Source organism: Actinotignum sanguinis (assembly GCF_030230305.1).
Classification (GTDB): domain Bacteria; phylum Actinomycetota; class Actinomycetes; order Actinomycetales; family Actinomycetaceae; genus Actinotignum; species Actinotignum sanguinis.
The window spans coordinates 44251-68534 of sequence record NZ_JASPCQ010000007.1 but is presented as its reverse complement, the minus strand read 5'-3'; the positions used below and the strand labels follow the sequence as shown (position 1 = coordinate 68534).

The 24284-nt window shown below is 56.6% G+C and carries 21 protein-coding genes; 18 read left to right on the top strand and 3 right to left on the bottom strand.

Annotated elements, in window-relative coordinates; all coding sequences use genetic code 11:
* Positions 1-3 precede the first annotated feature (3 nt).
* The 4 genes from QP828_RS05260 to QP828_RS05245 all read left to right on the top strand — a co-directional run bounded on the left by QP828_RS05260 (position 4) and on the right by QP828_RS05245 (position 4499).
* Positions 4-1554 (top strand): sugar ABC transporter ATP-binding protein, encoded by a 1551-nt coding sequence (locus QP828_RS05260; protein WP_274733686.1) that lies wholly within the window; start codon positions 4-6, stop codon positions 1552-1554.
* 76 nt (positions 1555-1630) lie between these two features.
* Positions 1631-2254 (top strand): KpsF/GutQ family sugar-phosphate isomerase, encoded by a 624-nt coding sequence (locus QP828_RS05255; protein WP_087069743.1) that lies wholly within the window; start codon positions 1631-1633, stop codon positions 2252-2254.
* A complete protein-coding gene (gene xylB, locus QP828_RS05250) occupies positions 2251-3753 on the top strand; it encodes a xylulokinase (protein WP_274733684.1) in 1503 nt (500 codons plus the stop codon). The genes QP828_RS05255 and xylB (QP828_RS05250) overlap by 4 nt, the downstream gene beginning before the upstream one ends.
* A gap of 104 nt (positions 3754-3857) precedes the next feature.
* Positions 3858-4499 carry a transaldolase family protein gene (locus QP828_RS05245; protein ID WP_274733683.1) on the top strand — a complete coding sequence of 214 codons (642 nt, stop codon included), beginning with the start codon at positions 3858-3860 and terminating at the stop codon, positions 4497-4499.
* Here the strand turns inward: QP828_RS05245 and QP828_RS05240 are convergent.
* The gene (locus tag QP828_RS05240) at positions 4496-5572 is read right to left on the bottom strand and encodes an aldose 1-epimerase (RefSeq protein ID WP_274733682.1); all 1077 of its coding nucleotides are present in this window, start codon (positions 5570-5572) and stop codon (positions 4496-4498) included. The genes QP828_RS05245 and QP828_RS05240 overlap by 4 nt on opposite strands.
* A 60-nt stretch (positions 5573-5632) precedes the next feature.
* The gene (xylB, locus tag QP828_RS05235; RefSeq protein ID WP_274733680.1) at positions 5633-7099 is read right to left on the bottom strand and encodes a xylulokinase; all 1467 of its coding nucleotides are present in this window, start codon (positions 7097-7099) and stop codon (positions 5633-5635) included.
* A 164-nt stretch (positions 7100-7263) separates the two neighbouring features.
* Here xylB (QP828_RS05235) and QP828_RS05230 point away from each other — a divergent pair, with 164 nt between their 5' ends.
* The 11 genes from QP828_RS05230 to QP828_RS05180 all read left to right on the top strand — a co-directional run bounded on the left by QP828_RS05230 (position 7264) and on the right by QP828_RS05180 (position 20418).
* Positions 7264-8532 carry an AGE family epimerase/isomerase gene (locus QP828_RS05230; protein WP_274733678.1) on the top strand — a complete coding sequence of 423 codons (1269 nt, stop codon included), beginning with the start codon at positions 7264-7266 and terminating at the stop codon, positions 8530-8532.
* Between the two features lie 161 nt (positions 8533-8693).
* The gene (locus tag QP828_RS05225; protein ID WP_311376884.1) at positions 8694-9878 is read left to right on the top strand and encodes an ROK family protein; all 1185 of its coding nucleotides are present in this window, start codon (positions 8694-8696) and stop codon (positions 9876-9878) included.
* Between the two features lie 154 nt (positions 9879-10032).
* On the top strand, positions 10033-11199 hold the full coding sequence (gene xylA, locus QP828_RS05220; RefSeq protein ID WP_274733676.1) for a xylose isomerase: 1167 nt from the start codon (positions 10033-10035) through the stop codon (positions 11197-11199).
* A gap of 278 nt (positions 11200-11477) precedes the next feature.
* Positions 11478-12596: a multiple monosaccharide ABC transporter substrate-binding protein gene (chvE, locus tag QP828_RS05215; protein WP_274733674.1), complete on the top strand. Its 1119-nt coding sequence runs from the start codon at positions 11478-11480 to the stop codon at positions 12594-12596.
* A gap of 9 nt (positions 12597-12605) precedes the next feature.
* Positions 12606-14159, top strand: a complete 1554-nt coding sequence (gene mmsA, locus QP828_RS05210) for a multiple monosaccharide ABC transporter ATP-binding protein (protein ID WP_274733672.1) — start codon at positions 12606-12608, stop codon at positions 14157-14159.
* Positions 14156-15487, top strand: a complete 1332-nt coding sequence (gene mmsB, locus QP828_RS05205) for a multiple monosaccharide ABC transporter permease (protein WP_274733671.1) — start codon at positions 14156-14158, stop codon at positions 15485-15487. The genes mmsA and mmsB overlap by 4 nt, the downstream gene beginning before the upstream one ends.
* 117 nt (positions 15488-15604) lie before the next feature.
* Complete coding sequence (locus QP828_RS05200) at positions 15605-16327, top strand: sugar O-acetyltransferase (RefSeq protein ID WP_274735225.1); 723 nt, start codon at positions 15605-15607, stop codon at positions 16325-16327.
* A 61-nt stretch (positions 16328-16388) separates the two neighbouring features.
* A complete protein-coding gene (locus tag QP828_RS05195) occupies positions 16389-17918 on the top strand; it encodes a hypothetical protein (protein ID WP_274735224.1) in 1530 nt (509 codons plus the stop codon).
* 49 nt (positions 17919-17967) lie between these two features.
* Positions 17968-18471 (top strand): hypothetical protein, encoded by a 504-nt coding sequence (locus QP828_RS05190; protein ID WP_274735222.1) that lies wholly within the window; start codon positions 17968-17970, stop codon positions 18469-18471.
* Between the two features lie 98 nt (positions 18472-18569).
* Positions 18570-19433, top strand: a complete 864-nt coding sequence (locus QP828_RS05185) for an HAD family hydrolase (protein WP_274735221.1) — start codon at positions 18570-18572, stop codon at positions 19431-19433.
* 289 nt (positions 19434-19722) lie between these two features.
* Positions 19723-20418 carry a GntR family transcriptional regulator gene (locus QP828_RS05180; protein WP_274735219.1) on the top strand — a complete coding sequence of 232 codons (696 nt, stop codon included), beginning with the start codon at positions 19723-19725 and terminating at the stop codon, positions 20416-20418.
* A gap of 8 nt (positions 20419-20426) precedes the next feature.
* Here the strand turns inward: QP828_RS05180 and QP828_RS05175 are convergent, their stop codons facing one another.
* Positions 20427-20666, bottom strand: a complete 240-nt coding sequence (locus QP828_RS05175) for a hypothetical protein (protein ID WP_274735217.1) — start codon at positions 20664-20666, stop codon at positions 20427-20429.
* Between the two features lie 210 nt (positions 20667-20876).
* On the opposite strand from QP828_RS05175, the gene QP828_RS05170 reads away from it, so the two are divergent.
* Genes QP828_RS05170 through QP828_RS05160 form a run of 3 tightly spaced genes read left to right on the top strand, consistent with a single transcriptional unit; the run spans position 20877 to position 24226 of the window.
* Positions 20877-21527, top strand: coding sequence for a tripartite tricarboxylate transporter TctB family protein (locus QP828_RS05170; RefSeq protein ID WP_274735216.1), 651 nt, complete (start codon positions 20877-20879; stop codon positions 21525-21527).
* 18 nt (positions 21528-21545) lie between these two features.
* Positions 21546-23240, top strand: coding sequence for a tripartite tricarboxylate transporter permease (locus tag QP828_RS05165; RefSeq protein ID WP_274735214.1), 1695 nt, complete (start codon positions 21546-21548; stop codon positions 23238-23240).
* Positions 23241-23242: 2 nt separating this feature from the next.
* On the top strand, positions 23243-24226 hold the full coding sequence (locus QP828_RS05160; RefSeq protein WP_274735213.1) for a tripartite tricarboxylate transporter substrate binding protein: 984 nt from the start codon (positions 23243-23245) through the stop codon (positions 24224-24226).
* Positions 24227-24284 lie beyond the last annotated feature (58 nt).

Genomic DNA, 24284 nt, shown 5'->3' with positions numbered 1-24284 from the left:
AAGATGACAACGTTGGAAACGCCGGGGAGCAAGCGGTCCCTCAAGGCGGTCGATATTTGGAAGCTTTTTGCGGGTACACCCGCTCTCTCCGGTGTTTCTTTAACGGTTCACCCTGGCGAAGTCGTGGGGCTCGTCGGGCATAACGGAGCGGGAAAATCGACTCTGCTTAAAGTACTTTCAGGTGCATACCGTAATGATGATGGTTACCTTGAAGTGGACGGGGAGAAAGTAACCTTCGCTTCCCCTTCAGATGCCCTTTCACACGGGGTGGCTACTGTTTACCAGGAGCTTTCCCTTCTTCCTAATCTCTCGGTGACCGAGAATACGTTCTTAGGGAGAGAAGTTAGAAAAGGCCCTAACCTCGACCGGTCAGCTATGCGAAAATCCGCCAGGTCTCTTATGGAGAAATACGGAATTGATGTTGACGTTGATCGTAAGGTAGGTAGCTACCCCGTTGCGACTCGGCAACTGATGGAGATTGCTATTGCTACAACTCGAAACACGCGCTATTTGCTTCTGGATGAGCCAACAACGTCGCTCGAAGGTGATCAGGTAGAGAGTTTCCTGGAGTGGGTGCGTGATCTTTCTAAAAAGGAAGGTATCGGGATTGTACTCGTCAACCACAAACTTGATGAGCTGTACGCCGTGGCCGATAAAATCGTTGCTCTCGTTGACGGTAAGGTAAGGATTTCGGGAAGGGCGAACGAGGTTTCGCATGCAGAGGTTGTAACCGCGATCGCCGGTGAAGTGAATGCGGGTACAGATGTATCCATTGAAACTAGCGCTACTGTTCGTGAACGGCAAGGGAAGGTGCCGGAAGGTGTACCTGCACTTTCTGTTCGGAATCTGCGTTCAGCAGCCCATAAAGGTGTGTCGTTCGATGTTTATCCGGGTCGAGTCCATGGGTTCTACGGGTTAATCGGATCTGGGCGGACCGAGGCCATGCGTTGTATTTACGGCGCTGACGAATATGAGTCGGGTGAATTTACGGTTAATGGGGACCCGTATAAGCCTAAGAACCCGAAAAGCGCGCAGAAAGCTGGGTTTTCTTATCTCACAGAGGAAAGGAAACTTGATGGGATTGTTCCTCAGTTAAATAGCTATCGAAATGCCACACTCCCAATTACAGACCGGTACTCTAAACCTGGATTCCTTGACCGCAGGAAGGCACGGAAGGCATCGAAACAACAGTTCGACGCTTTAAAAGTGCGAGGTAATGTCGAGGCGTCGATAGAGTCGCTTTCTGGGGGTAACCAGCAGAAAGTCCTCCTAGCTCGAGTCATAATGGAAGACTCGCAGATTCTGATGCTAGACGAACCAACAAAGGGCGTGGATATTGGTGTCAAAGCTGAAATTCATAGAATCGTCCGGGAACTTGCGCATGAAGAGGGTCTTGCTGTCATGGTCGTATCGTCCGAGGAGGAAGAGATTCTTGAGCTTTGCGATGATGTGACTGTTTTCGCGCATGGCCGAGTTGTCCAATCGGGAGTTCCTGCGGGAGATCTAAACGTTACGCGGCTCCGTGAGATGGCGTGGCAAGAGATTTCTGAATAGGTTCAAAAGATAGTGGGGTGTGAGGCTGCTCAACCGTGGCCCTCGCACCCCACCTTCACTTAGGGAAGAATAAAACATGAAAAACCAGGCTGTTTTGGAAGCTGCATGTCAACAAATTGAACGGGAAGCTAGGGCAGTTGCTGGAGTAGCGCAGTTGCTGAACAACTCTTTTATAGAGGTGGCAGACTTATGTTTGCGTATGACAGGAAAAGTTATAGTTACCGGAGCGGGAACTTCTGGACATGCCGGTCGCCGAATGGCTCATCTTTTATCCGTATCTGGTACGCCAGCGGTTTTCCTTCACCCGATGGACTGTCTCCACGGCACCATGGGAGCTATCACCAAAGACGATGTTGTTTTTGCGATTTCTAAAGGAGGCGGATCCGACGAGCTTAATCAGCTCTGCTCGATTTTGCGAGAAAAGGGAACGAAAATTGTAGCGTTGACTGAGAACGAGTCTTCGGAACTTGCTGGACTGGCTGACGTAACTGTCCTTTTACACACGCCCGATCAAGCGGATCCGGGCAACGTTATCGCCATGGGATCAACGCTGGTTTCCGGGGTGTGGGGTGATGCGTTGGCTTATGTGCTTATGCGTTTACGTAAGAGATCGTGGAAAGAAACGCTTGAAATTCATCCGGCGGGCGCAGTTGGAAAAATGCAGACGGCACCTGAAGAGCTCAACAGATTGGATCGATGAAAGTGTCCTTTGTCCTTGGGATTGACTGTTCAACCCAATCCGTAACCTTAGAAGTGCGGGATGTGGAGACGTTTCACGTAGTTGATTGCGTGTCAAATCCGCTACCGGCTACTCAGCCACCAGTGTCGGAACAGAATCCGGAGACCTGGTGGGACTCTCTAGCAAAAGGGATGCGCCTCCTCCATGCGCGTGGTCTTGAAGTGCGCAAGATTCGAGCTATCTCAGTTGCAGGTCAGTGTCATGGACTTGTGCCTTTAGATCGAGAATGCACAGTCATTAGACCGGCGAAACTGTGGAATGACACGACCTCTGCACTTGAAGCAGAGATGCTCGTTGAAACGTATGGTAAAGAATTCTGGGTAGAAAAAGTTGGTTTCGTTCCGAATGCTGCACATACGGTTTCAAAGTTACTCTGGCTCGCGCGTCATGAAGTAGATACGTTGGAGCGGATCTCTAAAATCTTGCTTCCGCATGATTACCTAACCTATCGCTTAACTGGTCAATTTGTGACAGACCGGAGCGAGGCCTCTGGGACTGGTTATTTCGATGGTTTGAGAAACGTCTATCTCTTCGACTTGGTGTCTGACGTTATAAGCAACGCGTTTGGGAAGGAAGGGAAGGGGATTCCTTCCCGATCTTGGCATGATGTTTTCCCCGAAGTTCTCGAACCGTCGGAGGCTGTAGGCTCAATATCTCCTGAAGCGGCCGTAGACCTAGGACTTGCCTCTGACGTCATTGTGGCGGTTGGGGGTGGCGACCAGCATCTTGGTGCGGTCGGCATAGGTCTCGACGACGGCGATATGTGTTTTTCAATTGGCACATCGGGAGTCACTTTTAGTTCATCTCCTACACCGGTTCGCGATTATTCTGGCGATGTTGACGGAGTTTGTAATGCCACAGGTGGTTGGTTGCCATTAACGTGCACGCTCAACTCGACGAAAGTGACGGATACGGTGGCGAAATGGCTAGGAGTATCCGTTCAGGAGCTAGGCAACCTGGCGGAATCGATGAGCGTTTCTTGTAATACGCCACTGCTGGTTCCATTTTTTGATGGTGAACGTTCTCCGTCGATACCGAACGCAACCGGATTGCTTGAGGGGCTAACAAACGGTACGACACGCGAGGATCTAGCCTTCGCTGCCTTCGAGGGCGTTGTAATGGGTTTGTATGCCGGATCAAGAAAAATACGGGCTCTAGGTTCGGGTATCAACGGTGTAAATGTTGCGGTGGGTGGAGGTGCAAAGTCGGATGTCTACTGTCAGTTATTGGCAGACTTTATGGGTGAGCCGGTCTCCCGTCTAGAATTGACAGAAGCAACTGCTAGGGGCGCGTGTGTCCAGGCGTTGGCGGTGATGACGGGTGATTCGATTGACGCCGTTCGGGCCCGGGTTCGACCTACTATTTCATCTACATTTACGCCGAAAGTCGAGCGTGGGCGAAGCGACAGATTCTCGCGTTATCTCGATATGGTAGCTAGTAGAAAAGCTAATTGTCGTTGAAGAAAAGGTAACGTCTCTGAATGGGCGTGGCTCACTATGACACGAGTGTTCTTTGCCGATACGTCAAAACGGTCCGGATAGCAATCACGAATGAGAGAGATAAAATGGCGATCTATTTTGATAGTGCCGATTGCGCGCAGATGCGTAAGTATGCATCAACAGGAGTTTTTTCTGGAGTGACATCGAACCCTACCATTTTGGCGCGGCAGGGGTTGCGCCAGCAGGATATCCCAGAGCTTTATCGCACTCTCCAAGAATTTGGTTTTGATCGATTATTCTTCCAAACCGCAGGGTGTACTGAGAGTGAGATTGAGGAGTCTGCTCGTCAAATTCTAAGTCTAGGCGATGACGTTGTGGTTAAAATTCCGGCGACGCTTGAGGGGCTATCTGTTGCAGCTAAAGTGAGCAACGAAGGATATGAAGTGCTGCTTACGGCGGTTTATGACTCTACACAGGCTGCTATTGCTGGAGAATTAGGTGTGTGGGGACTTGCTCCGTATTTTTGCAGAATGCGTGACATTGGCAAAGATCCGGAATTGGAGCTCAAACGTATGGCTCGGATTCTATCTGAGACAAAAATTCGTATCCTCGCGGCGTCGCTTCGGAAAGTTGAAGATGTATCAGCGGCGTTTGCAGCTGGTGCAGATGATGTTACGATCTCGCTCCCAGTAGCAGAGACGCTGGTAAATAATCCACTCTCAATTGAGGCACTGACCACGTTTGAGCGTGATGGCGGAAGAGTTTAACTGCACATCGGGTCGGTTGTAGAAGACGACTCTTCGATCCTGGCTTGGATGAGAGTACGCATTTGCCTGCTATCTCCTGGTTGTACAAGTTTATTTCCGACATCATGCCGGTTGAAGGCATTAACAATAGCCTGACATGGTTCGATGGCAATTGAAGTAAGAGGATGTCGCTTGAGGTTATGACCGGTGAACACATGGAATGTGCGCAACGGAAGATCGTCTCCAAAATTCACGTACATGTGAATTGAGCGGTTCCCAGTGTTTAGATGGGCATAACCCGAAAAATCCCTCGAAGCTTTGCCGTCAAGCGATGTAATCGCACCCGTAGGGGGATTGCAGTGCTCAATATCTTGGAGGTTTTTCAGGTGGGTGTACCCCACGTCCGCATAGGTCGAGACTTTCCCAGGTGCGGGACTTTGTATCGGTTTAAATGCAGCGTTTCCTGGAAGGGGAATGAGGTCGTCGTCGGTTTTCACTACTGAAGATCCATATATGCGCAGGTCGGCTTGCCCTAGAGGGCCGTCAAGAAGAAAATATGGATGCCAACCGATAAAGATTGGGCAGGCGATCAGAGATTGATTCTGCGCGCTTATTCGTGTGACGAGGTCTCCATCGGGTGTTATCTCGAAACTTACGGAGATTAGTAGTTCAAAGGGGTATCCAGGTTCGGATTCCAGATGAAGTTCTAACCTAAGAGCTTCGGAGCTGTTCTCGACAACCTTGAAATTTTTGTCGTAAACAAGACCGTGAATGCCAGGTTCATACTTCGGGTTTTTTGCCGAGAAAATGTGATCGGCAGCGAACGGGCCGGGGCTCTGACCAATGCGTGGACGGTCATCTACACTGTCGTCCTTGTAGATAGCGGAAGAATATCTTCCGTCACGAAGTCGATCTGACCAGGGCACCAACACTGCAGATCTGAAACCATCTTGTGTTTGCAACTCATCTTCGTTGAGATAACCGTCTATAAACTCGGTCCCATCTATTTGATAGCTGAGAAGGGTGGCGCCGATTGTAGATACTTTTAACGTAACCTGTCCGCGTGTGGAAGTGCGATCATAAGAAAGAATCATGTCCCGCGTTCTCCGGATTGATAAATGATGAAGTAGTACGGTCGCTATTGCGATTTACAGTCAGGCTGATTCAGGACGAAAGGTCGGGTAGCTTTTACGAATTGACTCGGAGACGGCTCTATAGCGTTCCCAGACGCTTTTATTCTCTCGCGGCTTGTATGTTTGGGTAATGTCTGGGGACCAGGAGTTAGTATTCTCAGGAATACCCGCAACCACGGCGGCTTGCCGCGCTGCACCCCTAGCGACGTATTCGGAAGTTCGCGGAACGCTAATAGGAATTTCGAGAACATCCGCAAGAATCTGGTTGAGCGTTTCTGATTGTGCGCCTCCGCCGATAAGCATGGCATCATTGACTGATATTCCTCCGCCGCGAAGAGCTTCGAGCGCCCCGCGCATTAGGCAAGCAAGACCCTCGTAGGCCGCACGGGCGAGGTTTTCACGTGTGAAATTGTGAGAGGTGAGCCCCGCGATATGCGCGGTTGCGTAAGGCAGATTGGGTGTTCTTTCTCCTTGGAAATAAGGAACCAAGGTAATGCCTTGGGCTCCCGGTTGTGCTCGTTCGGCAAGAGTGCCTAACTCTTCAAAGCTCACGTTTAGGATCTTGCGGAAGTAGTCCTGGATGAGGGCGCCATTGAGGGTGCAGGCAAGCGGTAGCCATTTGTCTGTGGCATCTGAAAACCCGGTAACACCGAAACGAGGATCTTGAATAGGGGTGTCGGAAATCGTCGCGATAACGCCGGAGGTTCCGATGGAGATTGATGCCTGGTTAGTTTGAAGGTTAAGACCAAATGCCGATCCGGCGTTATCACCCATTCCGGGGCCAATTAGAATTTGTTGACTGGAAGGTTTGTCGGTTATCCATTCCTGTGCGACAGTTCCAACGCTTTGGTTATAGGGAACAATTCGGGGAAGAATTATATCCTTAGCTTTTTCGGTGGTGATGTGTAGAGCATGCGCGAGGATATCATAGCGGTATTCGTCAGTTAAGCAGTCTACATATCCTGTCCCAGATGCATCGCTGCGGTCAGTTGTAAGTTCAGATAGCCTTGTTGACCCAGATAATTTCCATGTTAACCAGTCGTGAGGTAGGCATATCGCCTTGATCCGAGCGGCATTGTGAGGCTCGCTATCGGCGAGAAAACGGAGTTTGGAGACTGTCAAGGACGCGACGGGAACGGAACCGGTCGCTTTTGCCCAAAATTCGGGCCCCAACTCATCAACAAGCGCGGCAGCACCTGGCCCGGAACGCGTGTCATTCCAGAGAAGCGCGGGCCGAATAACATCGCCGTTCGCATCCAATGCAACCAGGCCATGCTGTTGGCCGGCGATGGAAATGGAAGATACGTCGCTTATTCCACCAGCTTTTTGGATAGCTGTTCTCAAAGCTGTAAGCCATTCGTTAGGATCCACTTCGGTTCCTGAAGGATGGGGACAAGTGCCCATCCGAACAACTGCACCGTTATCTGTGTTGACAATGAGAACTTTTGTTGACTGAGTAGAAGAATCTACACCCGCTACAAGTGCCACTATGTCTCCTTTGACTATTCTGTGGGTGACGTTAGCTTTAACTAAGAAATAGTCTATCAGTGTTTGTTGCCGCCGGGAACTAATGTTTTGTCTTTTGCCCGACAGAGGCTCGAGTGGAATACAATAGAGGGGTCAATGTCGTTAGGGACAAGGAAGTCGACACGATGCCTGTTTTCTCATCTCAGTTAAATTCGACTGAAACTCCAGCGTTTTCTGATGTAACCCACCAGGAGTACCTTTTATGTGAGCGCGAGAGGCTTTTGGATCATTTCCAGCCGCGGGTGTGGAAGTCATCGGATCTGGGGTTCGCTTATCTGGATCGAGATGGCAATCCTATGCCTGAACGGGGTGCTGAACTGTATCTCGGGGCGCGAATGATCCACTGTTTCGCGGTCGCCGCAATGCTCGGTCGGCAAGGCGTGGAAAAACTGGCTGAACAAGGCGTGCGTTTTTACTTAGATGGGCCGGGCAAGGATCGCGAATATGGTGGGTGGTATGCCACCGTGGGGGGTAATACCCCATCGGATCGGAAAGAACTCTACGGTCAGGCCCATATTATGCTTGCTGCCGCTTCGGCAACTCTTGCGGGCATCCCCGGTGCGGTAAAACTACTCGAAGAATCCATCGACTTAATCGATACGAAATACTGGCTTGATGACGAGGGACGCTGCGTTGAAGCCTATGATCGGACATTTACAGACCTTGATACCTATCGGGGCCAAAATGCAAATATGCATCTGACTGAAGCTTTTCTAGCTGCATACGAGGCTACAAACGATAAGGAATTCCTCAAACGTGCTAGTCGTATTGCGGAGAATACGGTGGGGCAGGCTGTATCTAGCGAACAAGGAAGTTGGCGTATCCCGGAGCACTTCGATGAAGAGTGGCATCCGTTGCGTGACTACAACCGTGACGATCCGCGACATGCGTTCCGTCCTTACGGATCGCAACCTGGACACTGGCTGGAGTGGGCGAAACTGCTTATGCAAATTCGTGGTGCAGGAATTGAGCAGGATTGGATGCTCTCAGCGGCGAAAAACCTTGTGAAGGGAGCGTTCGAAGATGGGTGGACCCGAGAGGGAGGATTTGTTTACACCGTTGATTGGGATGGTTCCCCTGTGGTTACGGAAAAATTCTGGTGGCCACCCGCCGAAGGGGCTGGCGCTACTCGCTTCCTGTACGAGGAGAGCCCGGATGCTGGACTATCTAAGCTGTACGAACGTATTTGGCGTTGGATTGATTCGGCAATCGTAGACAAACCTGGTGGTGGTTGGTTCCATGAAGTTGATAGCAGCAACGCTCCTGTAACTTACACGTGGCCAGGACAACCGGACCTCTACCATGCTTATCAAGCGACCCTTTACCCGTTCATGTCGTCGAAACAAGGGATTGCCTCGTGGGCTCGTAGTTGCCGTGAAAATAATAAAAGGTGATTGTTGCATTGCTGTGAAACGCGAAAGGAGACGAGCCGTACGAAGAATGGCTCGGACGCGGTAGAGCCTCGGCTGTCAGCTAGGAATGGGGTGATCGTAAAAAACCGCCAGGCGGTTTATGCTGTCTAGTAGTTTGTCAAAACGACACGGGAGGGTAGCTGATGGGGAAAAGTGGCAAAACGCCCACCTCGCTCCGGATGGATAACACTAAACTTGTCCTAAAGACGATCCTCTCCAGTAAAGTCCCCCCATCACGTGCCGATGTTGCAGCTTCCACCGGTCTTACGCGCGCCACGGTTTCTCGCTTAGTAGACTCACTCCTAGACTGCGGCATTATTAGTGAACTGCCACCGGTAAAATCAGCAATCGGGCGTCCCGCATCTCCCCTTGTGCCTCGTACATCGCGGCATGCTGTCGTTGGTTGCGAGGTCAATGTGGCTTATTTGTCTGTTGCTGTGATGGACCTCTCCGGAAAACTCCTCTACTCGCAAATCAAAAAAATGAGCACACGTCACTTAGGTCCAAGTGGTGCCTTGAAAGAACTTGAGAAGATTTACGGGCAATGGAAGCAACCCAAAGCTGTCAAAGTTCTCGGTGCAGGGCTTTGCGTTCCGGGCTTGATTGCCGATGATGGTGCCACGGTATTGACTGCCCCAAACCTGGGCTGGACGGGCGTTCAGATGAAAGAACTATCTTTTGCCCAACCGGGATGTTTTGGGGGATTTCGTCTTTTTAACGAGGCTGATGCTGCGGGGTACTCTGTTCTCCATTCAGCTCCCGGAAAAGTATCAAACTATAGGGATTTCCTTTATGTTTCCGGTGAGGTCGGTGTTGGTGCTGCGGTGTACGAAAAGGGCCGGCGTCTGGGTGGCTCTCATGGCTGGGCTGGAGAGTTTGGGCATGTTTGTGTCGACCGATCAGGACCGAAATGCAACTGCGGTTCTAATGGTTGTTTAGAACAGTATGTTGGCGAATCGGGATTAGTGCGAAATGCAGGTCTTCCTGAGGGTACCGAACTGTCGAAGCTAATTGAGCTTTTCCGAGAGGGAAGTGAAACTGCTCGGGATGCGATGGACGCTGGAGCTCTCGCCCTAGGCCTAGCGCTCGCAAATACGCTAAATCTTCTTGATCTGGACACGGTTTTCTTTGGCGGGACTTTCGTAGATTTGTATCCATGTTTTGAGACGATTCTTAAAGCTGAATTGAAGTATCGTGTGCTTTCGTCGCATTGGAAAGATATTGAACTCATTGTGAATCGGAAGGGTGAGATATCGGCGGCAATAGGGGCTTGTCTATGGATTTTTAATGATTTGATAGAGGATCTAAGCGGTTTCCCCGGCGTCTAGCCATACAAGCTGTGCGTGAATCGCCTCACAATAAGCTTGACTTACGCTTTGTTTTGAGCCAAATCAAAATGCCTTGATTTTCACCCCCTTGACGCACCGTTTTCGCGCCCTTAGTTTAGAGGTAGAACAAAGGAGTTCGGCTACGCAAGGAGGAATGATGAGAAAGCCTACAAAAGAAGATAAGTTCTCCTTCGGTCTGTGGACCGTGGGGTGGACCGGAACCGATCCCTTCGGCGGGGATTCCCGCCCGGCCCTGGACCCGTGGGTCTACACGGAAAAGCTCGCCGAGCTGGGCGCCTGGGGCATCACCTTCCATGACAATGACGTTTTCGCTTTTGACGCCAGCGATGCTGAGCGCGCCGAGCGGGTGGGCAAGGTCAAGGAAGCAGCCGATGCCAACGGCCTGACCATCGAAATGGTCACCACGAACACCTTCTCCCATCCCATCTTCAAGGACGGCGGCTTCACCAATAACGACCGCTCGATCCGGCGCTTCGGCCTCCAGAAGATCCTGCGCAATGTGGATCTGGCCGCGGAAGTCGGCGCCACCACCTTCGTGATGTGGGGCGGGCGCGAAGGCACCGAATACGATTCCTCCAAGGATCTCAACGCCGCGTTCGAGCGCTACAAGGAAGGCCTGGATACGGTAGCCGGCTATATCAAGGAAAAGGGCTACGATCTCAAGATCGGCCTGGAACCCAAGCCGAACGAACCGCGCGGTGATATCTTCCTGCCCACCATCGGCCACGCCCTCGGCATTATTGCCGAGCTGGATAATGGCGATATCGTGGGCCTCAACCCGGAAACCGGGCACGAGCAGATGGCCGGCCTCAATTACACCCACGGGCTGGCCCAGGCCCTCAACGCCGGCAAGCTCTTCCATATCGACCTCAACGGCCAGGCCGGCCCGCGCTACGACCAGGACAAGTGCTTCGGTCACGGCGATCTGGCTTCTGCCTTCTTCACGGTGGATCTGCTGGTCAACGGATTCTCCAATGGCGGCCCGCGCTACGAAGGCCCCATCCACTTCGATTACAAGCCCTCGCGTACCGAAGGTCTGGAAGGCGTATGGGAATCCGCGGCCGCGAATATGGAAATGTACCTCATGCTCGCGGAAAAGGCGAAGGCCTTCCGCGCCGACCCGCGCACCCAGGAAATCATGGAAGCTGCCTCAATTCCCGAACTGGCCGAACCGACCGTGGCGGAAGGTGAGAGCCTGGACGATGTGCGGGCGGAGAAGTTCGACGTCGCCGCGCTGGCCGCGCGCGAATACCACTACGTTGAGCTCTACCAGCAGGCCATGCGCCACCTTATTGGCTAAGAACCGCGGGGAGTAGGCCTGCGCTATCCCGGCCTACCTCCTGGCTATCACTGTGCCCCGGTTGGTGGGGGTGAGATGCAGCCGCACCTCGCCCCCACCGCACGCCGGGCTCACCGCGCAGATTGACCACGCTACCCCGGCGTGCCATGCCCTGCCGGGCTCGCACGCCGCCCGCGCCTGAATCCACCGCGGACATATATACAGGCGCGCCGCATTGACGATAGCGCGAGCTGCGCCGTCGTTCCCCACTACTTCTCACACAGAGCAAGGAGGCTCCGGTGAAGATTTCCCTGAAGAAAATAGCTGCGATGATCACGGGGATGTTCCTCGTGCTTGCCACCGCAGCCGGGTGCTCCGCCACGCGAAGCGATGAGTACTACGGTCGCAGTGGTGGTGGCACCATCGGCATTTCCATGCCCTCCAAGTCCCTGGAACGCTGGTCGCGTGACGGTGACTACCTCCAGAAGCAATTGCAGGATATGGGATACAAAACCTCGATGCAGTACGCCGATAACAAGGTGGAACAGCAGATCTCCCAGATCCAAAATATGATTAACGAAGGCCCCGCGGTCATTATTGTGGCTTCGATTGACGGTTCGGCCCTCGCTCCGGTGCTTGCCCAGGCAAAGCAGGCCGGTATTAAGGTCATCGCGTATGACCGCCTCATCCGTGATACCGATGCGGTTTCCTACTACGTGACTTTCGATAATTACCGCGTGGGGCAGATGCAGGGCGAATATATCGTCAAGGAACTCGGGTTGGACCAGGGCAAAGGCCCCTTCAATTTCGAGCCCTTCTCCGGTTCCCCGGACGATAATAACGCGCGTTACTTCTTCGAAGGCGCCTGGGACCAGCTCAAGCCCTACCTTGATAAGGGACAGCTCAAGGTACCCTCGGGTAAAGCACCCGCGAATGTAGCCGATTGGCAGTCCATCGGTATCCAGGCGTGGATGGCACCCACCGCACAGGCCGAAATGGAAACGCGCCTTAACTCCTTCTACCGTGGCGGCACGCGGGTGGATGCGGTGCTCGCCCCCAATGATGCACTGGCGCTGGGTATCACCCAGGCCCTCGACGCGGATGGTTATACGCAGGACACCTGGCCGGTCCTTACCGGGCAGGACGCGGACCAGGCCAATGTCACCAATATCGTCAAGGGCCGCCAGTCCATGACGGTGTGGAAGGATACCCGCAAGCTCGCCGACCAGGCAGCCCTCATGGTGGATCAGATCGTCAAGGGTGAAGAGGTGACAGTTAATGACACCGAAACCTATGAGAACGGCATGATGGTTGTTCCCACCTACCTGCTCGAACCGGTGGTAATTAACGCGGAGAACGCCCGTGAGAAACTGGTGGATTCCGGATACTACTCGGCTGCCGAGATCGGCCTCGAGTAGGAGGACGCCATGTATTCAGACGAGAATATTTTGGAGATGCGCGGGATCGTCAAGGATTTTTCCGGCGTGCGCGCTCTCGACGACGTGACACTCAACGTGAAACGCGGGGAAATCCACGCGATTTGCGGGGAGAACGGCGCGGGGAAATCCACCCTCATGAAGGTACTCTCCGGTGTGTGGCCGCACGGCACCTACGAGGGGGAAATTATTTACGATCACGAGCCGGTCAAGTTCTCCACCATTAAGGATTCGGAGCGTTCCGGAATCGTGATTATCCACCAGGAGCTGGCGCTATCGCCCTTCCTCTCGGTGGCGGAAAATATTTTCCTCGGTTCCGAAATTACCCGTTTCGGGGCCATTGACTGGAATAAGACGAATGATCGCGCCGCGATCCTGCTGGCCAAAGTGGGCCTCGACGTCGACCCCACTACCGAAGTGGTGGACCTGGGCGTAGGTAAACAGCAGCTGGTCGAAATCGCTAAAGCGCTGTCGAAGAACGTCAAGCTGCTCATCCTTGACGAGCCCACCGCGGCTCTCAATGATGACGATTCCGAACACCTGCTCAACCTCATGCGCCAGCTCCAAGCGCAGGGCGTTTCCCAGATCATCATTTCCCATAAGCTCAACGAGATCGCGGACATTGCCGATAACGTCACGATTATTCGCGACGGGCACGCGGTGGGCACCTGGCCCATGAAGGGCGAGGGCGCTATTAGCGAAGCGGATATTATTCGTCATATGGTGGGCCGCGAGCTGACCAACCGCTATCCGGAGCACACCCCGAACGTGGGGGAGATGCTTCTGGAAGTGGAGGACTGGACCGCCTACCACCCTCTCGACACCGGGCGGAAAGTGGTGGACGGCGCCGCGATTAACGTGCGGGCCGGGGAGATTGTGGGCATTGCCGGGCTCATGGGAGCCGGGCGCACCGAACTAGCTATGAGCCTCTTCGGGCATTCCTACGGAACCAAGATCTCCGGTACGGTGCGCATGCACGGCCAGAAGGTCGACACCTCCACCGTGGGCAAGGCGATCAAGGCGGGCATCGCCTACGTTCCCGAAGACCGCAAGAGCTTAGGGCTCAACCTCATCCAGGATGTGCAGCTCAATGTCACCTCCGCTGCGCTGCGCAAACTCGTGCGGGGCGGCGTGATCGATGAGCATGAAGAGAGCCGGGTGGTGGATGGCTACCGAAAATCGATGCGGATTAAAACCTCCTCGAACCGGGCGCTGGTCTCCTCACTTTCGGGTGGAAACCAGCAAAAGGTGGTGCTCTCCAAGTGGATGTACACCGATCCGGAGCTCCTCATTTTGGACGAACCGACGCGCGGTATCGACGTCGGTGCGAAATACGAAATCTACCAAATCATTAACGAACTAGCGGACCAGGGCAAGGGTGTTCTGGTGATTTCCTCCGAGCTTCCCGAATTGCTGGGAATCTGCGACCGCATTTACACACTCAACGCCGGAAAAGTCACGGGCTGCTTCGCGCGCGAAGACGCGAGCCAGGAAAAGCTCATGAGCTACATGGCCGGTGATCGTATGGAAGGACAGGCAGCATGAGCGAGAAACCTGAGGTAACCACGGGCGCGGCCGGTGCAAGTGGCACGCGGGCCGCCGGCACCGAAACTGCCGCCAGCACCGAAAGCACCGCGGCACGCGCTGTTCCCGCGGTACGCGCCCCCAAGAAATCCGAGGACCCGGCCACCGCGCATCGCGGCAGCATGAAACTGGGTGGCATTAACCTGCGCCAGTACGGAATTTTGCTGGCCCTCGTCATTATTATTCTGCTTTTCCAGGTCCTCACGAAGGGCCTGCTCCTCGCCCCGAATAACGTAGCTTCTCTGATCCAGCAGAACGCCTACGTGCTTATTTTGACTATCGGCATGACGATCGTCATTATTGCCCGGCATATCGACCTCTCGGTCGGCTCGGTGGTGGCTTTCGTGGGCGGCGTTGTGGCACTCATGATGGATTCCATGGGTTGGTCCTGGCCGGTCGCGGTGGTGGCCGGACTCATCATCGGCGCGCTTATCGGCTGCTGGCAGGGCTTCTGGGTCGCATACGTGGGTATTCCCGCCTTCATCGTGACGCTGGGCGGCATGCTTATTTTCCGCGGCCTGGCCATTGTGCTAGTGGAACGTACTATTTCCGGCCTGCCCGGTGGCTTCGTTTCCATTGCTAACGGATCGCTCCCCAATTGGCTCGGTTTCTTCACCCCGTCCTTCCTCCGCGATTGCGACGTGCTCACCCTCCTCATCGGCCTGCTGGCCGTGGCGGGCATGCTGGTCAGCGCGCTGCGCAAGCGCCGGGCCCGGGCCCGCGGCGGAGCGCTACTCGAATCCGCGGCGAGCTTCTGGATCCGCAACGTCATCCTCGCGGTCGGCATTATGGCGGTGGCTTACGTGCTCTCGCTATCGGCCGGCGGCACCCCGATTGTGCTCGTCATTATCGGTGTACTCGTCATGATCTACGCCTTCGTCATGAACCGCACCGTTTTCGGCCGGCACGTCTACGCCGTGGGCGGCAACTTGGAAGCCGCGAAGCTCTCCGGTGTCAACACTAAGCGGGTGGACTTCCTCGTCTTCGTCAATATGGGCGTGCTTTCCGCGCTCGCGGGCATTGTGACGACGTCGCGCGCGGGTGCGGCCGTGGCAACGGCCGGAAACGGCTACGAACTGGATGCTATCGCCGCGGCCTTCATCGGTGGGGTAGCGGTAACCGGTGGGCGCGGGCGGCTCTCCGGAGCTATTATCGGTGCCTTTATTATGGGCGTGCTCAATATGGGCCTGTCGATCCTCAACGTCGATTCCGCCTGGCAGCAGTCCATTAAGGGCCTCGTGGTTATTCTTGCCGTCGCTTTCGATATGGTTGCTAATCGCAAGAAATAATCTCCGGAATTGCACTCCTCCGGGGTCGTGCGGGGCGGGTAGGTCACTACTCGCCCCGCACGGGCGTCGTCGTACCACCTTTCCATCTTGCCCCGCACATCAACCTAAGGAAGAAAAATGCCTGAAAAGCCTCTCAACCCGCGCCGTGTGGCCCGCCCGCACGTTGGTGAGCTGCCCGAACGCAGCCGCTGCCCGATTCCGGGTGAACCCGTGGACGTGCAGTGGCGGCGCATGGTGGAAGGCCGGCTCTACCGCTGGGGGCCAACGCAAGCCCGGGTGCGCGAACGCGCCATCGCGCTGCTGGAAGAATTCAACGCCGAGGCCGCTTGGGGCAGCCCGCGCGCCACCGAAATCCTGGGCGAACTACTCGGTGAAATCGGGGCCGGCTCCCAGATCGTGCGCCCCTTCACCTGCGATTACGGCGTGAATATCAGCTTGGGGGAGGGCTCCTTCATTAATACCGGAGCGGTTATCCTCGACCTGTGCCCGGTGCGCATCGGCGCCGGGGTCCTCATTGCCCCGCACGTCACCATGTCCTGCGCGTCGCACCCCATCGACCCAGCTCTGCGCGCCACCCGCCTCGAATACGGCCGCCCCATCACCATCGAAAATAACGTTTGGATCGGCATGGGTGCCTCCATCGCGGGCGGCGTGACCATCGGTGAGAATTCCGTGGTGGGCGCCGGCGCCGTGGTGCTGCGCGACGTCCCGCCGGGGAGCGTTGTGGGTGGAGTTCCGGCCCGCGTGCTCCGTTCCATTAATTCCGACGACGCCGCCTTCGCGGCAGCACTCCTCGCTGACTACCAAGCGGACGTAAGCGAGGAGCCTCTTTTGCAGTAGCCCAGATGCGCGGGCGGCGCATTATCGCTACCCTGGAAAGGCGCCGAAGGAAGGAAGTTTTGTGCCGCATCGTCACCGTCGATCGCACCTGGCATCGCTCACCCTGCTCGCCGTCCTGGCCCTCGTTCTAGCTCTCGGTCTCAGCTCATGCAGCAGCGCCCCGAGCGCCCAAGAACGCGGTCCCATTGCCGTGCACCGCGCTCCAACGGCGGACCTGGTGCTCCCCGTCGCGGATATGGAAGGTGCCCTTGCCGCCTCCGCCACGCTTTTTGCCAGCGCCCGGCTCGCGGTAGTGAGCGGCCCGGACTCCGTGGAACAGGCCGGTGAGCTGGCCGAATCTCTCGGGGTGCCGGTTTTCCCGGTGGGGAATGCGCAAGCGCACGTCGCGCCTCTCGCGCCTCAAGGAGGGGCGCAGCCCGAAGCCCCGATTGCCGAGAGCGCCCTCGCCGCGGAATTTGAGCGGCTCGGAGTCACGCATACTCTCCTGGTTGGAACCGCGGCCCCGGCCTGGTTTAGCGGCACGGTCGAGGAGTATCGGTACCCGCTCACGCCGGCCGATTTCCACTACCTGCCGGCCACCACCACCGCGCCATTCCCCGTCATTACCGACGGTGCGAATTCCGCTACTCTGGCCACGGTGCGTGCGGCAGGTGGCGCCGTCGTCGAATCTGGGCCCGATCCGCGCGCACGCAGTGCAACTATCCGCGCGCTCGCGGGAAGCGAGGCGGCGGTGGCCAGCTTCGGCGTCGACCTTCCGAATCTTTCTTGGCAATTAGCGGCGGCGCGCACCGGAACGGAACTGCCCGGCGGCGGGCAGCTGGTGCTGGACGGCAAGCGCTACGTAGCGCTTTACGGTTCGCCGGTCACGGCCGCGCTGGGGGTGCTCGGCGAGCAGGGCGTGGAGGAAACCGTGGCGCGGGCCGCAGCGCATGCCCAGCCCTATCGCGCCCTCACGGAGGATGCCGTTATTCCCGCGTTGGAACTCATCGTGACGGTGGCGGCCGGGCAGGCCGGTGACGATGGTAATTATTCGCACGAATGGGATCCGGATATTTTCATCCCCTATATTGAGGAGGCCGCGCGGCACGGCCAGTACGTGGTCCTCGATTTCCAGCCCGGGCGTTCCAGCTTCCCGGAGCAGGTCAAACGCTACGAGAAGCTGTTGCGCTACCCGAATGTGGGTATCGCCTTGGATCCGGAATGGCGCCTGGGCCCGGATGATTTCCCGCTCGAGCGCATCGGCCACGTGGAGATCAGCGAGGTCAACGAAACCATTAATTGGCTCGCTGATTTTGTGCGGGAGAATCAGCTACCCCAGAAAGTCGTGATTCTGCACCAGTTCCAGGTGCAGATGCTGCGCGACGTCGATCAGCTCGACCGGTCCCGCGCCGAAGTCGCGCTGGTGATCCACGCCGACGGCCAGGGTAGCCAGGCCGCCAAGCAGGACACCTGGCACACCCTGCACAGCTACGCGCCCGCGGGTGTGGCGTGGGGCTGGAAGAACTTTTACGATGAGGACACCCCCATGCTCACGCCGGAGGAAACCTACACCCAGGTGGAGCCAACCCCGGCTTTTGTGAGCTACCAGTAAGCGCGGTCGAATCCGCGCGGGGCACGGGCCCGGAAACGAAAGGCGTGACATGCGGAGCAAGAACATGATGGCGGTTGCCGCGGGCGTGATGGCTGCGCTTTGCGGCGTGGCGGGCCTGGGCGGCTGCAGCGGTGATACGACGACGCCGCCACCGGCCACGCCCCTCCCCGGCGGCCCCGGGGATACCGAATCCGGTCCCGCTGCGGCTATTGCGCACGGGACCGGGGAAGTGAAAGTACGCGGCGGGGTGATTATTAGCGGCGGGGTGGCCACCATGTGTGAGGTGTTTATGGCGAGCTACCCGCCCCAATGCGGGGGAGCGCGGGTGACTATCGCCGGCCTGGAAAGCTATTCGCCCCAGCGGCTCGGCTTGCAAACCGTGGATCCGGCAGTGGTGACGCGCCCGGGTGAAACTCCCAAGCCGGCCAGCCCGGATCCGGCCTGGGGTGAGCTGGCCCTGACGATTGATATCACGGAGATCGCCAAGGATGGCCAGTCCGCCACCGCGCAGCTGGTGGAAATTCACGGGAAAGAAACGGTGAGCCACCGGTAGCGGGCGGTGTCGGCGGCGGGTGTGGCGGCGGGTGTGGCTGCGGTGATGCCGGCCGCGCGGCCCACCCGGAGCGCGCGCGAGTAGCGTACCGTGGAGATATGGCTATTCATCTGGACCTGGAAGCAGAGCTTCCCGCAGACCTTCTCACCATTGACGCGCTGGCCCTTGATTTGGACGGCACCCTGGCGCGCAATGACAAACACGTTTCCGATGCCACGATCACGGCACTGGCCCGGCTGCATGCCACCGGCGTCGCGATTATCGTAGCGACCGGCCGGGTATACCCGGCTACCGTGGGGATTTACGAGCGTGCCAATATTGACGGCCCGCTGATCGCGGCTAGTGGCGCTATGGCGGTGGCCTCCGTGCGGGATTATGCGCATGGTGAGGTAGGCGCGGCGTCGTACGAACCTATGGATGATGAACTCTACGAGCGCATCCTCGACTTTTGCCGCAAGCATGCCCTCCAGCTGGTTATTTTTGGACGCGACCACCTTTTCGCCAAGGAGGACGGCGAAGCGGTGCGGGTGCTCGCCGAACGCAACGAAGGCGAGCAGCCCATCGTGGCGGATCTGGAGGAGCTGCCCCGCGAAGACCGCCTCAAGGCCGCGCTTTTTGCTAACGACGCAGAGTATGAGCGTATCCGCGCTGATCTTGCGGCGGAATTCCCCAACGCGGCGCGCTCCTATGACGGCACTATTGAGGTGACCAGCCCGGCTACCGATAAATGGGTAGCGCTGCGCACCATCCTCGAGGGGCTCGGCGCCCCGGTTGCTCGCACCGCCGGCATCGGCGATTCCGCGAATGACCTGCCCTGGCTGCGCGAAGTGGGTGTGGCGATCTGCCCGTCGAATTCGGTAGCGGCGGTCAAGGACATTTCCGCCTATGAGATCGGCTCCAATGACGAGGATGCCGTGGCTGCGCTGTGCAATCGGATCGCGGAGGCGCGGGAGGCACGCTGACGGAGGTGTGGGAGTCGCGCGAAAGGCACGGAGGCGCGCTGATCAGCAAGCCTACGGACCTCCCGAAAAAGCTAATAAAGTGCGGGCGGCTTGATGAGTGCAGTCAAGCCGCCCGCGGTTATCGCAGCGGCGTTCCTTTGCTTAAGTGACCTTGACTCAAGTCCCGGAGCTGGCCCAGCGCCCTCGGTATACTATGCCCATACCCCCGCCTCTGTGACGCGATTCTTTGCGTGCTAACGGCGCGAGACGGTGGGCGAAGAGTGTGTTCATTGGATTCCAAGGAGTCGCCGTGGCCGTCACCGGTTCTCTGCTTAAGCGTCGTCGTGCTGCTTTGCGTGACGAGGTGTATTCCACCATACTCGATATGCTGCTGGGCGGCGTGTTCCAGCCGGAAGAATCTTTGAGCATTGACGGCCTGGCTCGTGATCTCGATGTCTCTCCTACCCCGGTACGCGAAGCCATGGTGGAAATGGAGCATACTGGCTTGGTGGAGCGTCTAGCTCGGCGCGGCTACCGGGTGGCGCCCCCCATCTCTACCGAGCAAATTCGCAAACTCATTGATGTCCGTAAGCTTCTGGAACTCCAGGCGGTTGACTGGGCTTATCCGCACGCCAAGCGACTTCTTCCGGAATTGCGCCAGGCCCACGCCGAACACGAAGTCGCGTGGCAGAATCTCGAACATGAAAAAGGGCACCTTGACCTCGCCCATATCCGCCACTATTTCGATGCTGATTGGAACTTCCACCGCGTTATTATTCGCTACGCCAATAATTCATACCTGGAATCGGCGGTGGATAACCTCGCTTTCCAGGCTCACCGCATTCGCCAAACCGTTGGGGAAGGAAGTTCTGACGGTGCGCAGGCCACTGCGGAGCATCATGCTATTTTGGAGGCTTTCGCCTCGGGTGCGCGCGAGGATGCACTAGCTGCTATGGAAGCCCATCTCAACGGGGTGCTGCGCCGATCAATTTCTGACGCGGAATAAATCGTTTATTAGCATCCACGGCCGGCTTGGCGAATGCGCCGCGCGGCAAGCGCGAGGCTGATAAAGATCCACGCAGGCCAAGCCCAGCAAGTAGCTAAGGCGAAGTAGGTGGTTCGCCGTGCGCCCCGATCCAGCTGCGAGTGGGGATCCTTTGCTGCGTGGCGCAATCCGCGTACCAGGTTAATAGCCCAGAGCACCGCGACACCTAGGTAGATAACAATCCCGACCGTGATGAGAATCTGCCCCATCGCTCCTCCTTCGGCATCGGTGTGACGGCTGAGAACGTCTCGCTTTTGTGTAGCTTCGGCATGTCACAGTACCGCGCGACCCTTGTCACAGAATCCTATACGATATAGGATATTGGAAACTTAGTAGCGCGCGTCACTGTCGATGTCGGTTTCAAAGCAGAAACGTCATCCCTACCACAGAAGTGCACTACCAGAAGGAAAGGTTGCTCGATGAGGAGTACAACGGTGAAGACCGATGGAGACCCTGGGATGCACCCACCCGGCGCGGTTTCTCCGAACACCACGGGTGCCACCACAAGCGCGCCGGCACAAGCCCAACGCCAGTGCGGAAATCGGGATATCGGCGCACTGGCTTTCCGCCTCGTTATTTTAGGTATCGGCATCTACGTCATTGTGTCGGGATGGAATTACGGACTATCAGAAACCAATGGCGAAGTTGGTGCCGGGCTCATGCCTTTCGTCGCCGGTTGCGTTATTGTCCTCGCCTCGATTTGGGATCTCATTCGCTCCAACATCACGAAGCCCGCGCCGGAAACTGACTCAGAAGATGACGAATCCGTCCAGCTGATGGAACAGTATGCGGCAGAAGAAACGCCCGCGGAAGGTGAACGCACCGAACGCCAGCGTCAGCTCGCGGTAGTCTACGTCTTCCTCGCAATGCTTGGCGCAATTATCCTCACCCGCGTGATCGGCCTGCTGTTTTCCGTCACGCTCATGGTCTTTGTCCTCGTTGTTTTCGTGGAACGGCGCAAATGGTGGCAGGGGCTCCTCGCTGCTATTCTCACCTTCCTCTTCGGCTACGTGGTTTTCTCTGTGCTTCTCCAAGTGCCGCTTCCTACCGGGATGCTTGACCTGGTGTAAGGGAGGAACGAACATATCATGATTGAGAATCTTCTACTCGGTTTCCAAACATCTCTCACCCCAGACAACCTGCTCTGGTGTTTCATCGGGGTACTTCTCGGTACCGTTATTGGGATGCTCCCCGGACTGGGGGCCACCACGGGCGTGGCAATTCTGCTGCCTCTTACCCTCACGATGGAACCGGTCACCGCGCTCATTATGCTCGCGGGTATTTACTACGGGTGCCAGTACGGCGGCACGATTGCTGCGGTCCTCATTGCCACTCCGGGAGATGCGAGCGCCGTCGCAACAGTTATAGACGGCTACTCTCTAGCCCGAAAAGGAAAAGCTGGTAAGGCGCTCGCGATTGCTGCCATCGGCTCCTTCTTCGCCGCCATTGTTTCCCTTATTCTGCTCTGCTTGGTGGCAGCTCCTATTGCTCAATTCGCGCTGCGTTTCGGCCCGGCTGAAATGCTCGCCATTATGATCATGGGCCTGCTCACCATCATCTCCTTCTCCGGCGATAACCTCGCCAAGGGCCTCATGATGGCCGGTATTGGCCTAGTGCTCTCCACCGTGGGAATGTCCTCGGCCTTCGCGGCTTCGCGCTTCACCTTTGGAAGCGTGAGTTTGCTGGGCGGCATTGATTTCGTCGTCGTTATGATCGGAGTATTCGCCATCGGTGAAGTAGTGTCCCAGATCGGTGCGGGCACCGCGAAACCGATTCGTGCCCGCATGCGTGACATGGTCATTAAGCCCTCCGATATTAAGCAGGCTTTTCCGGCCATTACTCGTGGTACCGGGCTTGGATTTGTACTCGGCTGCCTGCCCGGTGCGGGGTCCACTCTTGCCTCCCTGGTTGCCTACGGCGCGGAAAAGCAGGTCTCCAAGAACTCCCGCAACTTTGGTAAGGGCGCTATTGAAGGCGTAGCAGCCTCCGAATCTGCAAATAACGCCGCGGCCAATGCGAATTTCGTTCCGACTCTCGCGCTGGGCGTTCCCGGTGGTACGACGACGGCAGTTCTCCTCGGCGCATTTGTCATGTACGGGATCCAGCCGGGGCCCCTCCTCTTTGAGAATCAACCTACGTTGGTGTGGGGTTTGCTAACGTCTTTCTTCATCGGGAACGTTATCCTGCTCGTCCTCAACCTGCCCATGGCACCCGTCTTTGCCCAAGTTCTGCGCCTGCCTTACTCCTACCTCTATCCCCTCATTATCTTCTTCTCGATGTTTGGGGCATTTGCAGTAGAGAATGGTGTTTTCGCACTCACGGTTCTTTTCGTTGCTGGCTTGGCTGGGTTCTTCATCAAGAAATATAACTATCCGACGGCGCCGCTCATCCTGGGCATGGTGCTTGGGCCCATGGTGGAACGTTATCTGGTGCAGACTTCTGCTTTCAGTCAGGGCGATCTCACCATCGTATTCCGTCAGCCCCTAGCCTTGACCATCCTTGGCATCACCCTTGCCATCATGGTGGTCCCGGGCCTCCTCAAGCGTTTTTCACGTAAATCCAGCCGCAAATCCGCGGCGGCCGAAGTTCCCGCAGAAGCGACTTCCGCGATTGAGCCTGTGCCGTCCGTGGATGCTGCGCAACCTGCTGCCGTGGGGGAGTGCACCGGCTCGGCCGCGCGCGGAACCCGCGCTCTCGACACGACAACCACCCCACCGCCGGGTCTTGCGCTAGGCGGTGACATCCCCCAATCCGGATCAACGACGATCAACTCTAAGGAATAACAATGAAAATATCACGACTCATGAGCGGTATCGCCGCTGTTAGCTGCGCGCTCCTTGCCCTCTCCGGCTGTCAGGATAAGGGCGGGGGTTCCTCCGCGGGAGGAAGCGATTTCGATCCCGGCGCCCGTATCACCATGGTGGTACCTATGGCCCCCGGTGGTGGTTCCGATATGTCAGGCCGTGCCATCGCCTCCGGCCTGGAGAACGTCACAGGTAAGTCCATCTCGGTGGAGAATCGCCAGGGTGCCGGCGGCGCCGTCGGCTATGCTGCGTTCCTGGGCGAAGAAGGTGATAGTTCCAAGCTCCTCGCCACCGAAACCGCCCTCATAAACCTTCCTCTCACCGAAAATGTGCCCTTCACGTGGCGTAGTTTCACCCCGATCATGAAGGCGGGTCAGGACTCGACGATCATGGTTGTAAAGAAGGGCTCTCCTTACAATTCCTGCCGTGCTGTGGTGGATGCGGCGAAGGCCGGTCCTGTCAAGGTTTCCATATCCGGTGGTGTGACCGGTAACGACGCTATCCAATTTGGCCTTATCGAAAAGGACCAGGGTGTGCAGTTCCAACGCGTGCCCTACGAATCCGGAGGTGAAGCCGTGACTGCGTTGCTCGGCGGACACGTTGATGTCGCCCTGGGTAATCCCAGCGAAGTGATGGGCCAGCTGGAAGCCGGCGATCTTGTTCCCCTGTGCGTGATCTCCGAAGATCGCTATAGCTACGATGCGCTCAAGGATATCCCCACCACCGTGGAGGAAGGCATTAACGTGACCTTCTCCCAGTTCCGCGGCCTTATCGCGACAGGTGGGATCAGCGAAGAAGCCCGCGAGTACTGGATTGATGCAGCAAAGAAGTACAGCGAAAGCAAGGACTTCACCAACTACATGGAAACCAATTTCATGCAGATCGATCCTCTCTTCGGCGATGATTTCGTCAAGTACCTCGAAGGGTACGAAGCAGATCTCAAGAAGGGACTCGGGCAGAGCTAAGGCTCGCTAGCAATAAGCAGATAAGCGCCGGCCCCGGAACCGGGGCCGGCGAAAGGAG

Coding starts and splice junctions, on each gene's coding strand:
- QP828_RS05240 (WP_274733682.1), bottom strand. CDS start 5,572: ATGATTCTTTCTTATGATCGCACTTCCACACGCGGACAGGTTACGTTA.
- QP828_RS05170 (WP_274735216.1), top strand. CDS start 20,877: ATGAGGAGTACAACGGTGAAGACCGATGGAGACCCTGGGATGCACCCA.
- QP828_RS05190 (WP_274735222.1), top strand. CDS start 17,968: ATGCGGAGCAAGAACATGATGGCGGTTGCCGCGGGCGTGATGGCTGCG.
- QP828_RS05200 (WP_274735225.1), top strand. CDS start 15,605: ATGCCTGAAAAGCCTCTCAACCCGCGCCGTGTGGCCCGCCCGCACGTT.
- mmsB (WP_274733671.1), top strand. CDS start 14,156: ATGAGCGAGAAACCTGAGGTAACCACGGGCGCGGCCGGTGCAAGTGGC.
- mmsA (WP_274733672.1), top strand. CDS start 12,606: ATGTATTCAGACGAGAATATTTTGGAGATGCGCGGGATCGTCAAGGAT.
- QP828_RS05160 (WP_274735213.1), top strand. CDS start 23,243: ATGAAAATATCACGACTCATGAGCGGTATCGCCGCTGTTAGCTGCGCG.
- QP828_RS05175 (WP_274735217.1), bottom strand. CDS start 20,666: ATGGGGCAGATTCTCATCACGGTCGGGATTGTTATCTACCTAGGTGTC.
- QP828_RS05245 (WP_274733683.1), top strand. CDS start 3,858: ATGGCGATCTATTTTGATAGTGCCGATTGCGCGCAGATGCGTAAGTAT.
- QP828_RS05230 (WP_274733678.1), top strand. CDS start 7,264: ATGCCTGTTTTCTCATCTCAGTTAAATTCGACTGAAACTCCAGCGTTT.
- QP828_RS05260 (WP_274733686.1), top strand. CDS start 4: ATGACAACGTTGGAAACGCCGGGGAGCAAGCGGTCCCTCAAGGCGGTC.
- QP828_RS05225 (WP_311376884.1), top strand. CDS start 8,694: ATGGGGAAAAGTGGCAAAACGCCCACCTCGCTCCGGATGGATAACACT.
- QP828_RS05165 (WP_274735214.1), top strand. CDS start 21,546: ATGATTGAGAATCTTCTACTCGGTTTCCAAACATCTCTCACCCCAGAC.
- xylA (WP_274733676.1), top strand. CDS start 10,033: ATGATGAGAAAGCCTACAAAAGAAGATAAGTTCTCCTTCGGTCTGTGG.
- QP828_RS05255 (WP_087069743.1), top strand. CDS start 1,631: ATGAAAAACCAGGCTGTTTTGGAAGCTGCATGTCAACAAATTGAACGG.
- QP828_RS05185 (WP_274735221.1), top strand. CDS start 18,570: ATGGCTATTCATCTGGACCTGGAAGCAGAGCTTCCCGCAGACCTTCTC.
- xylB (WP_274733684.1), top strand. CDS start 2,251: ATGAAAGTGTCCTTTGTCCTTGGGATTGACTGTTCAACCCAATCCGTA.